At 68.1% G+C, this 15,407-nt stretch carries 10 protein-coding genes and 1 tRNA gene; 2 read left to right on the top strand and 9 right to left on the bottom strand.

Annotated features, from left to right (window positions below):
• Positions 1 to 698 precede the first annotated feature (698 nt).
• The 4 genes from IPN47_01625 to IPN47_01610 all read right to left on the bottom strand — a co-directional run bounded on the left by IPN47_01625 (position 699) and on the right by IPN47_01610 (position 6,491).
• Entirely contained in the window at positions 699 to 3,002 is a 2,304-nt protein-coding gene (locus tag IPN47_01625; protein MBK9406747.1) for a hypothetical protein, read from the bottom strand.
• Positions 3,003 to 3,017: 15 nt separating this feature from the next.
• Positions 3,018 to 3,497 (bottom strand): redoxin domain-containing protein, encoded by a 480-nt coding sequence (locus IPN47_01620; GenBank protein ID MBK9406746.1) that lies wholly within the window; start codon positions 3,495 to 3,497, stop codon positions 3,018 to 3,020.
• A 217-nt stretch (positions 3,498 to 3,714) separates the two neighbouring features.
• Positions 3,715 to 6,171 carry a protein kinase gene (locus IPN47_01615; protein MBK9406745.1) on the bottom strand — a complete coding sequence of 819 codons (2,457 nt, stop codon included), beginning with the start codon at positions 6,169 to 6,171 and terminating at the stop codon, positions 3,715 to 3,717.
• A 247-nt stretch (positions 6,172 to 6,418) separates the two neighbouring features.
• Positions 6,419 to 6,491: transfer RNA gene (locus IPN47_01610), tRNA-Ala, on the bottom strand.
• Positions 6,492 to 6,538: 47 nt separating this feature from the next.
• Here IPN47_01610 and trxA point away from each other — a divergent pair.
• The gene (gene trxA, locus IPN47_01605) at positions 6,539 to 6,994 is read left to right on the top strand and encodes a thioredoxin (protein ID MBK9406744.1); all 456 of its coding nucleotides are present in this window, start codon (positions 6,539 to 6,541) and stop codon (positions 6,992 to 6,994) included.
• Positions 6,995 to 7,112: 118 nt separating this feature from the next.
• Positions 7,113 to 7,865, top strand: a complete 753-nt coding sequence (locus IPN47_01600) for a hypothetical protein (protein ID MBK9406743.1) — start codon at positions 7,113 to 7,115, stop codon at positions 7,863 to 7,865.
• A gap of 337 nt (positions 7,866 to 8,202) precedes the next feature.
• On the opposite strand, the gene IPN47_01595 is transcribed toward IPN47_01600, so the two are convergent.
• The 5 genes from IPN47_01595 to IPN47_01575 are packed head-to-tail and all read right to left on the bottom strand — an operon-like array spanning position 8,203 to position 15,335.
• Positions 8,203 to 9,537: a hypothetical protein gene (locus tag IPN47_01595; protein ID MBK9406742.1), complete on the bottom strand. Its 1,335-nt coding sequence runs from the start codon at positions 9,535 to 9,537 to the stop codon at positions 8,203 to 8,205.
• Positions 9,534 to 10,289 carry a cytochrome c gene (locus IPN47_01590; GenBank protein ID MBK9406741.1) on the bottom strand — a complete coding sequence of 252 codons (756 nt, stop codon included), beginning with the start codon at positions 10,287 to 10,289 and terminating at the stop codon, positions 9,534 to 9,536. The genes IPN47_01595 and IPN47_01590 overlap by 4 nt, the downstream gene beginning before the upstream one ends.
• A gap of 47 nt (positions 10,290 to 10,336) precedes the next feature.
• The gene (locus tag IPN47_01585; protein MBK9406740.1) at positions 10,337 to 10,837 is read right to left on the bottom strand and encodes a DUF3341 domain-containing protein; all 501 of its coding nucleotides are present in this window, start codon (positions 10,835 to 10,837) and stop codon (positions 10,337 to 10,339) included.
• Complete coding sequence (gene nrfD, locus IPN47_01580) at positions 10,837 to 12,279, bottom strand: polysulfide reductase NrfD (GenBank protein ID MBK9406739.1); 1,443 nt, start codon at positions 12,277 to 12,279, stop codon at positions 10,837 to 10,839. Before nrfD ends, IPN47_01585 begins: the two co-directional genes overlap by 1 nt.
• Entirely contained in the window at positions 12,279 to 15,335 is a 3,057-nt protein-coding gene (locus IPN47_01575) for a 4Fe-4S dicluster domain-containing protein (GenBank protein MBK9406738.1), read from the bottom strand. The genes nrfD and IPN47_01575 overlap by 1 nt, the downstream gene beginning before the upstream one ends.
• Positions 15,336 to 15,407 lie beyond the last annotated feature (72 nt).

Below are 15,407 nucleotides of genomic sequence, written 5' to 3'. Positions count from 1 at the left end.
GCGGCGCCGATCGAGCGAGGCGATCGCATTGAGGAGGTACCGGTCGCGCTGCGCCGTAAGTCGCCGGTCGGCGGCCGTGAAGGCCACGTTGGCCCCGAGGCAGAGGATGCGCCCCGCCCCGGCCTGGTACTCCCAGGCGACCGCGGTCGCGGCATCGAGGCGCACATACGCGCGGTCGACGGCGAGCACATCCCCGCGGGGCCAGTGCGGGGCGACGAAGACGCTGCGCGCGACCGCCTCTCCTTCTCGCGCCGTCCAGGTGAAGGTCCCGCGCTGCAACCCGTCGAAGAGCGGATGTTCGCCCCAGCCCTGCGCCCCGCGAATGTGCGGATAGTCGGGCCAGTCGCGGAAGCTCTCGTCCCACAGGGGGTCCTCGGCATGGCGCCACGCCGCCGTCACTTGCAACTGCGGGCGCTCGTCAGGCGCGCCGACGGCCGGGGCCAGGACGGTAGCGAGCGACGACAGCAGGACGCCCCCCCCGCCGGCGACCCACGCGCGCACGGCCGTGCCTAACGTCGCGTGCATCGCCGGGGCCTCGTGCGCCGCGTGGCACCACACGACGTCCTCGGGGCCCAGGTCGGGGATCGCCGCATCGCCGAGCGAGACGGTGACCACGTCGTACCCCCCCTCCGTCGCCCATGCCACCGCCCCCGCCGCCTCGCGGTCCGCTCCCGTCGGCACCAGGACGACGAGGCGCATCACCGCGGGATGACGATCGTCTCGCCGAACCGCGCCAGGCGCAACTGGTCGTTGGCCGTGACCGTCACGAAGCCGCCGTCGAGCCGCACCGACAGGTCGATATCGCCGACGCGCACGCCACGCAGCTCGAAGTAGTCCAGGTCCATCGGGATGGGATCGATCACGATCTCGTGCTCGTGCACCCGCACCCCGCACGCAAACTGGATGATCAGGTCGGCGACCCACGAGTGCTGGTAGTCGTCGATGCCGCGATACACCGACGCCGCGCCGGTGAACGGGTTGTAGTGCTCGTAGCAGTTGGGGCGATCGAGGTCGCCGTCGTGGAACATCATCCGCACGAAGCGTGGCAGGAACTGCCCCGCGGCGGCCCGCAACCTCGGATGCGCCGCGTCGCCCCAGCGCCCCAGCGCCTCCATCACGTGCGAGTTTGTCATCGGCCAGACGCGCCCGTTCCATGGGCACACGTGCCGCTTCCCCTTCCACTCGGCGATCGCATTGAAGTACGGATCGTCGAGCGCCGACGACGGCACCGGGTACGCGGTCCAGAAGCGCGCCGGGTCGAGCAGGTTGCGTTCGAGCCCCGCCAGGTGCTCCTCGCCCGCCAAGTCGGTGAAGTACGGATAGAAGCAGACCGCCGCCGAGACGCCGGTGCGCTGCATCGTGCGCGGATCGACGTCGAAGAACATCCCCGCCGCCGCGTCCCACATCACCCCGCGCACCGCGCGCGCCGTGCGCTCCGCGTACCCGCGCCAGTGCGCCGACTCGCCCGCGACGCCGGCACGCGACGCGATGCGCTCCAGGCAGCGATACAGCGCGTAGGCATACACCGTGACATCGATCCCCTTGAGGCGGATCCGGTTCTCCCACCCGTACGCGTCGGCCCGATCGTCGACCGCCTGGTAGCGAGACATGTACTCCTGCCCCGTCTCGTACTGGTCGACGACGTCGATCATCCCTGTGCCGTCGGCATCACGCGTCGCCACGAGCCACTCGGCGTGCCGGGCGAGTGCGGGATACAGTTCGCGCACGTAGTCGTCGTCGGGGCGGACGGCATCGATCGCCAGGAGTGCGTCGCCCCAGTTGGCGTGGTAAAAGTCGGTCCCCTGCAGGTGGTTGACGTAGATGCGCCCGTTGAGGGCACCGTCGGGCTTCTGGTGGTCGAAGATCGTGCGCAGCACTCCGCGCGCGTGGGCGGGATCGCGCAGCCAGCGCAACTCCCGCGCGTGGCACTGCGCGCTGTACGTGATGGGCTCGTGGAAGAAGCCGATCCCCTCGCAGACCGTGGGCCATCGGTAGTTGCCCACACCCGGCTGGATGCTGTTGAGCCAGAGGCCGTACCAGCGATACCAGTAGTAGCGCTCGAGGTACGGATCGGAGCAGGCGAAGCTCGGCACCGAGGCGAAGAAGTCGCGCCAGCGCCGGCGTGAGGCGCGGGCAAAGGGCATCGAGGCCGACGCGCGCGCACCGCCGCTCACGGCGCCGGCGGCGCCACCGATCGTGGCCGTCGACAGGGGGGTCGGCGGCGCGGCGCCTTCGCGAACGATACGCGTCGCCAGCGGCGTCGCCCCCCGCCCGCCGCGGAGGGCATCGTCGGACGCCGTCAGCCGCAAGGCGAAGGCGAAGGACGCCTGCGTGACCATCGGCGGGAGCGCGGTGTGCACCGCGCCATAGAGGAATCCGGTCGGGGAGATGCCCTGCAGCCGGACCTCGCGCGGAAGCGCCTCGCCCTCCCACAGCTCCCCAAACGGCGCAAAGCGCCAGTGCGGCTGCAGCGCGCTTCGTTCGCTCAGCGTCGCCGACCAGCTCGTCGCCTCGCCGACCGCTGCCAGCTCCATGCGAGCCCGGAACGGGACCTCGCGGCGGTCGCTCGCGGTACGAATCCACTTGAGCGCGCCATCCCACCCCACCGTGCGCAGCTCGATCGCGGCCGTGTCCTGCGCCGTCCACGCCACGGCGTGCAGCGAGACGGGGCGCGGCGCACGCACCGACCACTCGCTGGCGAAGATCCCTCCCGGCTGCACCGACCGGATCTCGGTCGCCGTCAGGCCACCCGGAAGGTCATACTCGACGGTGAGGTCCGCGGGCGTCCAGCGACGCCCGCGGGCGACCAGCGGCAGCTCCCGACCGTCGTGATCGAGAATCGTGACGGTGAAGAGCGGGCCGATCGCGTACTGGTAGATCTGCGCGTCGTCCCAGAACCCCGGCGCATCGAGCCAGGTGGGAAACGGTGGGGCGAAGATGATGCCGTCACCGCTGCCGAGATACCACTTGTCCGCTCGCGCCAGCGCCTCGATCGGGTCCATGGCGGGACGCGCCCGTCAGCCGAGCTTCGCGATCTCGACCAGGATCTCGGCGTTCTCGCGACGCTGGCCGGGATGCGCTTCCACGTGCGCCCAGCGAATCACGCCGGCCTTGTCGATGAGGAAGTAGGCGCGATTCGCGAAGAACTTCTCGGGAATCAGGACGCCGTACGCCGTCGCCGCTTCGCGCTTGAAGTCGCTGAGCAGGTCGACCGGCATTTCATACTTGGCCTTGAACTCGCGCTGCGACGGCGTGGCATCCACGCTGACCGGGAAGACGGTCACGTCCTTGTCGCTGAAATCGGCGTAGTCGTCGCGAAAGCTGCACATCTCGGTCGTGCAGACCGCGGTGAAAGCCAACGGGAAGAAGGCGAGGAGGACGCTCTGCTGCCCGCGGAACGAGGACAGGGTCACGACCTCGCCCGAGGTCGACGGGAGGGAGATATCCGGTGCGAGCTCGCCAACGGCGGGCACGCGAAGCGTCGTGCTGGACGTCATTGCAGCGTCAGGTATGGGTGAGAGGACGGGGGCAAGCTAGGGTTCCCCTCGAACGCCGGCAAGCGAGCTGCAATCCACGGCACGCGCACGGCGATCGACGACCGTTCCCCCGTGGGTAAACTGCACCGGCGGCGCCAGTGATCGCCCCCCCGCACCGTCGCCCACGCGCTCCCGACCACGTGGCAGCGACCGCCAACCGATGGGCTGGCCGACGATGCTAGCCCCGTCGTACCGGCGCAGTCAGCCGGCCGACCTCCAGCCCGACGATGCCGACCACGCGCGCAAACCGTGCATCGCGACGAATGAGGTCGAACAGGGGTGACGCCATGGACTCGTGCACGAAGAAGTCGTCGCGTGCCGCCGTCGCCCACGTGAGGGCATCAATCGCCGAATCCGCGTCTCCCAACCCGAGGTGCACCTTGGCCAGCGCCGGGTAGACGCCGGAGCGACGCGTATCGCGCTCGAGTCCGGCCACGATCGACCGGGCCTCGGTCGTGCGCCCGACGCGCGCCAAGGCGTAGCCTAACGAACCCAGCACCTCCGGCGACTCGGCATCGTCGCCGCGAATCGACTCGAGGACGGGGATCGCCTCGGCCGCACGCCCCGCGTACAGCAGGACCGTCGCCAGTGCGAGTCGGGCCGCCGGCGACGTCGAGTCGCGCGCCGCGGCCTCGCGCACGGTTGCCATTGCCGCCGCATGCTCGCCCGCGATCCCCTGCACCACCGCCAGCAGTCGCGCCGCCCCGCCGCCCCCCGCGCGGCGCGCCGCCCGCTGCAGCAATCGCACGCCCTCACGCGCCTCGCCATTCACGGCGTGGTTCATCGCCAACCACTGCAAGGCGGGGACGTTGAGCGAGTCGAGGGCAAGCGCCCGCGTCAGCGCGGCGCGCCCGTCCGACCAGCGCCAGGCGAGGTCGTGGATGTTCCCCAGCGCCGCGTGCGCCGCCGACAACGACGAGTCGAGCGCCAGCGCGCGCTGCGCCGCAAAGGTCGCCTTGTCGATCGACTCGGCGCGCTCCCCGGTCGTCGCCGACGGGAGGATCGAGTACGTCTGCGCGAGCTCGGCGTACGCACGCGCGAAGGCCGGGTCGCGGCTCACCGCCGATTCGAAAGCCGACACCGCCTGCGGCAGCGAGGCTGGTGTCCGCTGCGCCAGGTGATAGTGCCCGCGCAGGTAGTCGTTGTAGGCCTCGGGATCGCGCGCCCCGCTCACGTCGACGGAGGCGTCGGCGGTAACGTCGCTGCTCACCGCCGCCGCGATCTGCGCCGCGATGTCCGACTGCACCGCGAGCAGGTCGCCCGTGGGGCGCTCGTACACCTGCGACCAGGCGCTGAAGCCATCGCGCGCCGTCACCAACCGCACCGCCACTCGGATGCGATCGCCGTTGCGCTGCACCGTCCCCTCGAGCAGGAAGGGGACGCCGAGTCGACGCCCTACCTCCGCGACCGATCCACCCGCCGCCTGCGCCGCCTCCGCCGCACTCCGCGATGCCACGCGCAACCCGGGAATGCGCGACAGCGCGCTGGTGATCTCCTCGGACATCCCCAAGGCCAGGTAGGCATCGCTGGAGTCCGGAGAGACGCTGACCATGGGGAGGACGGCGACGCCGGGCGGGAGCTCGGCCACGACCGCCGGGATCGCCGCGGGGTCGCGCCGCGCGCGCATGGCGAACACCACCCCCGCGAGTGCCACCACCGCGGCCCCGCCCACCAGCCACCAGCGCAGTGAGGGCGCGTGTGCCGAGCGCGCCAGCGCGCGAACCGACGAGGAGGCGACCGCGCCGCTCACCACAGCCGGATCGTCGAGCACGGCGAGAATCGCCGCGGCGTCCTGCGGGCGATGTGCCGGATCTTTCTCCAGACATTGCATGACGAGCGACGCCAGTGCTGCCGGCGTCGTCGGGCGGTAGCGGGTCAGCGGTTCCGGCGTCTCCACCAGGTGCGCCTGCATCGTCTCGCGCACGCCGCGATCGGCAAAGGGGGGGCGGCCAGCGAGCATCTCGTACGCCATCACGCCAAGGGCGTACAGATCGGCACGATGATCCATCGTGGGATCGCTCGCCACCTGCTCCGGCGCCATGTACGCCGGCGTTCCCAGCGAGATCCCCGCACTGGTCAGCGTCCCATGCGGATGCTCCTTGCGGTCGCGCGCGGTGGCGACGGCCTTGGCCACCCCGAAGTCGGCCACGATAGCCGCCCCGCCCGCCAGCAGGACGTTGTCCGGCTTGATGTCGCGGTGCACGATCCCCCGCTCGTGTGCGAAGGCGAGAGCGCGCGCCACGTCGCGCAGGATGCTCACGGTCATCGGCACCGAGAGCGCGCGCTCGCTCGTCAGGCGCGCCCGCAGCGACTCCCCCTCGACGAACGGCATCACGAAGTACGGGAGTCCCTCGGCGTCGCCAGCTGCAATTACCCCGACGATGTTGGGGTGCTGCAGGTTGGCCGAGGTGAGGATCTCGCGCCGGAATCGCTCGCGCGACAGCCCCTCGGCAATGTCCTCGCGCAGCACCTTGACCACCACGTCGCGCGCCAGCGACCCCTCGTGCGCCAGGAACACGCGCGACATCCCTCCCCCGCCGATCTCTCGGTCGATGCGATACGCATGCCCGAGCGCACGCTGCACACGCTCGGCGACGCCATCGGTCGCCGGAGGGGGAGATGAGGGATTGGTCATGGGCTGCTACTTCGACACCCGTGCGACGGGAAGGGATTGCCCGGTCGGCGATCGCCAGCGTCGAGCGCGTGCGTCATGCAGCCCAAGTTGCGGGGCGAACGGTGGAGTGCAACGTTATGTCCGGGGGCGCGGCGGCCGATACGCCCGGGCACCTCGGGCGCTCTTACCGCACATTCCCTGAATGCGCGAGCGCCCCCCGATCGCAATGATCGAAGGGCGCTCGACCGGCAACGCCGGCGTTCCGAGATGGAGCGGAGGGGAATCGAACCCCTGACCTCATGCTTGCAAAGCACGCGCTCTCCCAACTGAGCTACCGCCCCGGAGCGAGGGGCAATATATCCGACCGACCGCAGCCGAGGAAACCGTCATGATCCCCGCCGGACACAGCCTCACCGTCCGTTGCCAGTTCTGCCAGACCTGGAACCGCGTCGACGGCACACGCGCCGCCGAACGCCCGAAGTGCGGCAACTGCGCGCGCTTCATCCTGCTCGACCGCCCGTGGACGCTGTACGAGGATTCGTTCGAGCGCACGATCAAGGAATCGGAGCTCCCCATCTTGGTCGACTTCTACGCCGACTGGTGCGGCCCCTGCAAGATGATGGCGCCCGCCGTGGACGAGCTCGCCGCACGAAACATCGGGACGGCACTCGTCGCCAAGCTGAATACCGATCAAGCGCCGCAGACCTCAGGGTCGTTCAGCATTCGTGGCATCCCGACGGTCATCGTCTTCAAGGGAGGGGAGGAGGTCGCGCGGCAGAGCGGCGCACTCCCCATCGGCGGGCTGGAATCGTTGCTCCAACGTGCGCGAACGCCGAGCGCCTAACACATTGCTACGTAAGTAGTCACGCACTCCCACCGCACGCATCACGCGAACGTCATCCATTGTCCTGGCGTTACGCCGCGCCGGATCGTCGAGCATCGCCCTCCATCGAGTGATCCCCATGTCGCAACCGCTTCCTGACGAGTCGTCGCTGCCCGCGTTGGTCCCCGATCCCGCGGCCCTGCCCGCCTCGGTGATCGAACGCCGGTCGTTCCTCACGCGCCTCGGCGCCGGCGTCGCCGCCTTCTCGGCGGCCATGGGGATCGCGCAGCCGGCGAGCGCGCAATCGGCTCAGGGTGGCTTCCGTCCCGCCCGGTACCCGCAGGACGACTGGTTCGACGAGGTCCCGGGAAAGCACCGATTCTTCTTCGACGCGACCACCCCCAACGGCGCGGGCGAGGCCATCACCTTCGCCAGCAACTACTACGTGGCCAGCAAGGCGGGATATGGCCTCGAGCCCAAGGACCTCGCCGTGGTCATCTGCCTGCGGCACTGGGCCACCCCGTTCGCCTTCTCGGACGAGCTCTGGGCCAAGTACGGCGCGATGATGGCCGAGCGCATCAAGTTCAACGACCCCAAGACCCAGGCACCGCCGACGGTCAACGTGTACCAGGCAGACGACTACGGCATGCTGATCCCGAGTCGCGGGACGACGCTCGATGCCATGATCGCGCGCGGGACCCACTTCGCGATCTGCGACATGGCGACCCGGGCCTTTTCCGGGATCATCGCCGCCAAGACCAAGAGCAAGCCGGAAGACATCTACCAGGAGCTCAAGGCGAGTGCGATCAAGAACGCGCACTTCATGTCCGCGGGGATCGTGGCGGTCAATCGGGCGCAGGAGCGAGGCTACTCGCTGCAGTACATCGGATAGGGACGGAAGACGGGAAGACGGGAAGACGAGTGGGGGCGCCTCAGGGCGCCCCCTTGTTCTGTCCGGCATCCGTTGAGCCTTCACGTACCCAGCGCTCCAGCCGGCGAGGCGGGATCACCAGAGCCGCCAGTTACAGAAAGACCACGGAAAAGCCCCCCCTCCCCCCACCTCAACGCTCACCAGTCCTCAACCCCCAGGCCGCCACGAGCACCCCCTTACCCAACAAGAGAAAACTCCCTCCCCCGCGGTCGCCAACGCCGCAACAGGCCAACCCTCAGAAGAAGACGGAAAGACGCGACTCGTCTTCCCGTCTTCTCGTCCTCCCGTCTTCCCAGCTCTACTCGTGCGCCGGCAGCGGCTCCATGGTCTTCGCGTCGACCGGGACCTGCATCTCATCGCGATGCTTCGACGTCATCCACACCACGCGCATGCGCGGGAAGGCGTCCATGAAGCTCAGGTAGCAGAAGCCCCACAGCCCGAGGTAGCCGATCGTCGTCCCGATCTCCCAGATGCCGAACGGCGCCGAGGTGACGGTCTGGACGTAGTACGGCGGATAGATCTCGAGGTAGCGATGGATCCAGATGCCGATCATCGAGGACGCCGCGAACAGCGTCATCGTCGGCGTGAACAGCTTTGGCGCCTTGCCCAGCAGGCCGAAGAACGGCGCGCCGAAGACGAGGAAGGCGACCGACACGCTGATGTTGGTCCACGGCTGGATGAGCGTGAGGCGCAGGCGGTGCGTCTCTTCGCCCCAGTTGCCGTACCAGATGACCAGGAACTGCGAGAAGGTGAGGTAGCCCCAGAACGCGGTGAAGGCGAAGCAGAGCTTGCCGATGTCGTGGAAGTGCGTCTCGGTGATGACGTCGTGCGCCCCCATGAAGTCGCGCCACCAGCGCACGAGGAGCGAGAAGAACATCAGCATGACGAGCCAGCCACCCATGAACACCTGCCAGCCGTACATCGTGGACTGGAAGTGGTAGTCCATCGACATCGACAGGTCCCACGCCAGCATCGTCCAGCCGAAGCCGAAGGTGAGGGCGAGGAAGACGGCGAGCTTGCCCTGCAGCGAGTGCGTGGAGTGCATCTCGCGACGCTCTTCACCGAAGCCGCGCCGCATCCCGTCGCGCAGTCCCTTGGCCCAGCCGGCGCCCCACTCCGGCAGGAGACCGACGTCCACGCGCACCGACGTGTAGATGTACCAGACGCTGAGCGCGGTGATGAGCCCGAAGACGACGACGCCACGGATGACGAAGAAGGTCGGCTCCAGCCACATCGCCTTTTCCTTGATCGTGATCGTCTCGTGCATCCACGGGAAGATGTGTCCCTTCCCCGCGAACAGCGTGACGAGCAGGAGGACGAAGGCGACCGGGAGGAAGGCCACGAACCCTTCGATCAGGCGGATCACGCCGCGCGACCAGCGCGCCGTGGTGATGCGCTGCACCGCGGCGAACATCACCGCAGCCGACGACGGGATCGTGAAGTAGAGCCAGTTGACGTGGAAGGCCTGCCACGCGCGGTTCTCGCCCATGGCCGCGCCGGCGATGAAGATGCCGAATCCGACGACCGCCAGGACGAGCGAAATCGTCTTGAGGTTCTTCGGGACCGGCCTGGCCTGGATCATCTTGACCAGGTCCTGCCGGGACGGCGTGTGTGCTCCGTGATGTGCGCTCACTCGTGTTCTCCCGTCTTCGCCGGCTGTGCTGCCCCTTCAGTCGTCGTGGTTTCCGCGGGCTTCGTTTCGGCCGGGCGCGCCGAGACGCCTGGCGTCCCGATCAGCGTCGGCGGCACGTGCTGCACCCAACGGTTGGGGCCGAGTTCGGTGGCCCCCGGAACCTTGTCGCCGTTCACCCCGGGCAGGGCGATCGGTCCGGTCGCGAACTGCACGCCGGTGACGCTCCCCTGCAGGGCGCGGACGTAGTTCACCACGTCCCAGCGGTCCGACTCCTCAATACGGTTGTACGACGGCATCAGCCCTCGGCCGTTGCGCATCATGCCGTAGATGTAGCCGTCGGTGCGATTCTTGGTCATGTCCATCAGGAGGTTGATGGGGGGGACGCCATAGCGCATCGCCTTCCCCATCCCGTCTCCCTTGTCGCCGTGACACACGGCGCAGTTGATCTGGTAGTACTTGTGCCCGTTGGCGAGCGACGCCTCGGTCACCGGCGTCGGGTTCATCGCCAGCATCCCGATCGTGTCGATCTGGAACGGCAGGCTCGTATACGACACCTGCATGGCGCTGACGGCCGTCCCAGAGCGCGGCACCGACCCCTGCGGTGCGCCACGCACCGCCTTGAGGATCGAGTCCTGCTCCCATGTGGTCACCATCGGCATGCGCTTGAAGTCGGTGAACCACTCGCACGCCGTGAGCGACAGCGTCGCCGGCGCGAGCAGCATCATGCGACGGAACCCACGATAGAATCGCATTGAGATCTCGTCTTCTCGTCTTCTCGTCTTCCCGTCTTCTGCGCGCGTCATGATTCCCCTCGCACGTCGATCGCGCCGAACTGCCGAAGCGTCGCTTCGGCTTCCTTGAGACGCTCCGGCGCGGCTTCGACGTAGATGCCGTAGTCGCCGTGCGTGAAGCGCGGGTCGAAGCCCGTGGTCGCCGTGATCTTCGGGATGCGCGAGTTGATGAACATCGCCGCCACGGTGGACAGGGCGCCGACAAGCACCATCACCTCGAACCCGATGATGGTGTACGGGATCCAGCTCGCGATCGCCTTCCCGCCCACCACGAGCGGCCAGTACTCCGACGTCCACACCGCGACCCAGTAGCCGAACGTCACGCCGAGCAACCCGCCGATCAGCGTGAAGCGGCGCACGGGGCTCATGGGCGGCTCGACGGCGTGCTCGATCTCGTGCCGCGGAGTCGGCATGTACACCGTGAAGTCGTACTTCTTCTTCTTGAGCGCTTCGATCGCGTCGCAGGTCGCGTCGATCTCACGAAACGCCGCTACAAGTCCGCGCCGCATCAGTCGTGTTCTCCCGGCGTTTCCGTGCCATAAGGGAGGTGGTGCCCCGAGGCGTCGAGCCCGTGCCCACGCGCATGGCTGCGCAGCTTGGGCGGGATGATCTCCTTCACTTCCGCGATCGCCACCACCGGCAGCTGCTTGATGAAGAGGAGGAACCACATGAAGAACCAGCCGAACGACCCGATGAGGATCGAGACGTCGACCCAGCTCGGCGCGTACCCGCCCCACTGCCACGGCTCGAACTCATGCGACAGCGACGGGACGATGATGACGAAGCGCTCGAACCACATCCCGATGTTGATGAAGATCGAGAGGATGAAGAGCCAGGTCGGGTTACGGCGCAGCTTCTGCGAGAAGAGCGACAGCGGGAAGATCATGTTGCACGTGAGCATGATCCACGCGGCCCACCACCACTCACCAAAGACGCGGTTCCAGAAGTAGTCCTGCTCCACCGCCACGCCGGAGTACCACGCCACCCAGAACTCGATGAGGTAGGCGCATCCGACGACCATCGACGTGAAGAGACAGAGCTTCGACGCCGCGTCGAGGTGGTTGATCGTGACGTAGTGCTGGAGGTTGAAGAACTTCCGGATGGGGATGATGATCGTGAAGACCATCCCGATGCCGCTGAAGATGGCGCCGGCGACGAAGTACGGCGGGAAGATCGTCGCGTGCCAGCCCGGCGTGAGCGCCATGGCGAAGTCGAACGACACGACGGAGTGCACCGAGAGCACCAGCGGCGTGGAGAAGGCCGCGAGGAACAGGTACATCTTCATGAAGTGACGCCACTCGGGCTCCGAGTTCCGCCACCCTAACGACAGGATCGCCAGGATCTTCTTGCGCAGCGGGTTGGTCTCGCGGTCGCGCAGCACCGCGATGTCCGGGATGAGCCCGACGTACAGGAACGTCGACGACACCGTGAGGTACGTCGAGATGGCGAACACGTCCCACACCAGCGGCGACTTGAAGTTCGGCCAGATCAACCGCCAGTTGGGATACGGAATCAGCCAGAAGAACTTCCACGGGCGCCCGATGTGGATGATCGGGAAGAGCCCGGCCGTCATGACCGCGAACACCGTCATCGCTTCGGCGCATCGATAAATCGTGGTGCGGAAGCCGGCGCGGAACAGGAAGAGAATGGCCGAGATGAGCGTCCCGGCATGGCCGATACCGACCCAGAACACGAAGGTGATGATGTAGACACCCCACATCACCGGCGGCTCATAGCCCGCGTTCCCCAGCCCCCAGTAGATCTGATAGATCCACGCCGCGGCGCCCACGAGGAACAAGGCGATCGCCACGCCGAGGGCGGCGAACCACCCCTTGGTCGGCTTGAGCGTCGCGATGATGTCGTCGTCGACCTGTTCGTAGTCCCGGACCCCCGGGAGCTGCACGTCGGCCGAGGCGATATTCGGCCGGAGCGGTTCAGCGAAGGACGCCATTAGTTGGCACCTCCCGCCGGATGATTGACGCGCTTCAAGTAGACCACCGCGGTGTAGGTACTGAGTTCCTCGAACACGTGGTAGGCGCGGGCATCCTCGGCCAGCTTGGCCACCGACCAGTTCTCGTCGGCCGCGTCACCGAAGACGATGGCCTTGGACGGGCACGCCTGCGCGCACGCCGACGTGAACTCGTCCGGCTTGAGCTCGCGATTCTCCAGCTTCGCCAGGTTCTCCGCCTCGCGGATGCGCTGCACGCAGAAGGAGCACTTCTCCATGACGCCCTTGCCGCGCACCGTGACGTCCGGGTTGAGCTGCAGGTGCAACGGCTCGGGGAAGGCATACTGACGGCGTTCCTTCTCGCCGTAGCCGTGCCAGTTGTAGTAGCGGACCTTGTAGGGGCAGCCGTTGGAGCAGTAGCGCGTCCCCACGCAGCGGTTGTAGACCTGGACGTTCAAGCCGTCAGGGGCATGGTACGTCGCGTACACCGGGCAGACCGGCTCGCACGGCGCGTTGCCGCAGTGCTGGCACATCATCGGGACGAAGCGCGCCTCGAAATCGCTCGAGCCGTCTTCCCCGCCCTCGAAGTAGCGTTCGATGCGCAGCCAGCTCATCTCGCGCCCCTTGAGGATGTTCGCCCCCGGGCGCGTATCCCACGCCGAGTCGTCCGAGCCGGAGCCCGGCCGCAGCGAGCGACCCTGCCAGCGTGCACCAACCGTCGGAATGTTGTTCTCGGCGTAACACGCCGTGACGCAGGCCGAGCACCCGGTGCACCGCGCGAGGTCGATGGTCATCGCCCAACGGCGCTTGGCCATCCCGCTCCAATGCTTCGGGTCGTACATCCCCTTGTCCTTCGCCGTCGAGTCGACCAGGTCACCCTGGGCGTCGCCAGCTACCGGCGAGCGCAGCCCGGGGAGGAACTCGTGGTTCGCATCGCCCGGGAACTTGTGCTCCTCTTCCTTGAATCGACCCGCCACCAGGTCGGCGACGGTGAGCGCCTGCGCGATCCCGCGCCCGTGCTGGCGCGCCGACCCTTCGGTCGTCACCAGGTCGGAGCGTTCGCCCGCCCGGGTCACCTTGGCCTTGGACTGCGTGTAGGCCAGCGCACCGGAACCGTTGTACGTTGCGCCTAACGCGCCGAGCGCGTTGACGCCGATGTCCTTCGCATAGCGGCCGTACGCGGTGTGGCCCTGTCCCAGCGCCACGGCCACGGTATCCGGCCGGATGCCGAGATAGATGAAGACCGGCGCGGTGATGCTCCCCGCCGCCGTCTGGACCGTCACGTGATCACCGGCCTGCACACCGAGCTTCTTGGCCGTCGTCGGGTGCAACTCCACCCACGACTGCCAGAGGACCTTGGCGACCGGATCGGGGAGTTCCTGCAGCCACGGCTTGTTGGCCCCCGCTCCCGTCCCCAGCACCGCGTGCGGGTACGTGACCAGGTAGTACTCGCCGTCGCCCGCGATCGGCGCGGGGGCCGTCGAGGCCACCGTGATCTTGGCGTTGGCGGCATCGCGCTGGGCGATCGTGCCGTTGGCCAGGCCATTCGACAGCGCCTGCGTGAAGGCCGCCGTCCCGCCGGGGAAGCGGCTCACGAGGTAGTCGCGATAGCTCTTCCAGGGGAAGCGCACCGCGGTCGTCGGATCGCCCTGCGCGACCTGCAGCAGGACGTCGGCGGTCGCTCGCGTGTCGAAGATGCGGTCCATCACCGGCTGCTGCAGCGAGATGACGCCGGGCTTGGCCTCGGCGTCGCCCCACGACTCGAGCGAGTGATCGCTCGGCATCACGAGGTCGCACAGCTCCGTCGTCTCGTCGGGATAGCTCGAGAAGGAGACCTTGAACGGGATCTTGGCCATCGCCGCCGCGAAGCCCGCCGCCTTGGGCGTGTCGTACGCGGGGTTCGCGCCGCGCACGAAGAGCAGCGGGACGTTGCCAGCATTGGCCTGCTGGGCAATCGCCGCCATGCGCTCGGCACCGACCGCCCCCGAGTAGCCGCCGAGCGGCTCGCTCGGCTTCACCGTCACGCCGACGTTGCCGGCGGCCTTGTTGATGTTGGCCGCGATCGTCGCCACGACCCCGGCGTTCGGCGTCGAGACGCCGGAGAGCACGAGGCTCGGGCGCGCCGCCTTGAGCTCATCGGCCAGGCGCTGCAGCGTCGCCTCGGTCACGCCAGAGGCGTCCGCCGCCTCCTTGATGGAAGCTCCCGTGCCACCGACCGCCGCCAGCAGCGCGTTGGCGATGACTTCCTCGCTCCCCGGCTTGCAGGCGATCCACTCATCGGCGTTGAGGCCGGTGAGCGAACGACGCGGGCCGATGTAGATGAAGCGCGGCGCATTCTGCAGCTTGGCGCGCGCATCGGCGAAGGCGAGCTGCATCGGGACGGCCGCATCGCGCCCGTCGAGGAAGTCGGCCCCTAACGAGATGACCAGCGACGCCGCCGACATCTCGAGCGTCGGCATCGCGACGCCGTACGCCATGGTGTTGGCCGCGCGAACCGCGAGGTCGGCCCCCGAGTCATACTGGTCGTGCGCCGGGAAACCAAAGGCACCGAGCCACTGATCGAGGAAGACGCCGAACGACCCGGACTGGTGCTGGTCGATGAAGACGACGTTCCCCGCGCCTCCCTTCGAGCGCACCTCGCCCACCTTCTGGCTGAGGAGGGCAACCGCCTTGTCCCACGTGGTGGGGACGAGCTTTCCGCCCTCGCGCACCATCGGCTGGCGATAGCGATCGGGGTTGTACAACCCCTGCAGCGCCGCCTGCCCGCGCGCGCAGAGCGCGCCGTGGTTCACCGGATGATCCGGATTCCCCTCGAGCTTGATGGCGCGGCCGTCGCGCACTTCGGCGACGACGCCGCAGGCGGTCGCGCACTCGCGGCAGGTGGAGCTGTAGTAGGTCGAGACGCCGGGGACCGTCTGGTCGGGCGAGACCAGATACGGAATCAGCTTCTCAACCTTCTCCTGGCTACACCCAATGGTGGTCGTAACGGCGCTGGCGGCGCCCAGGACCTTGAGGAACTCGCGGCGCTTGACGCCCGCGGACCCCGTCGACTGGCTCATGCAGTGCTTCCTCGATCGTCGAGACGAACCGCGACGCTTGGGGCCTGATTCGTTAGGCCCGGCAGCCGCGGC

This window comes from Gemmatimonadota bacterium, assembly GCA_016719105.1.
GTDB lineage: Bacteria > Gemmatimonadota > Gemmatimonadetes > Gemmatimonadales > Gemmatimonadaceae > SCN-70-22.
The sequence above is the reverse complement of the archived record's forward strand: the minus strand, read 5'-3'. Positions and strand labels throughout refer to the sequence as shown.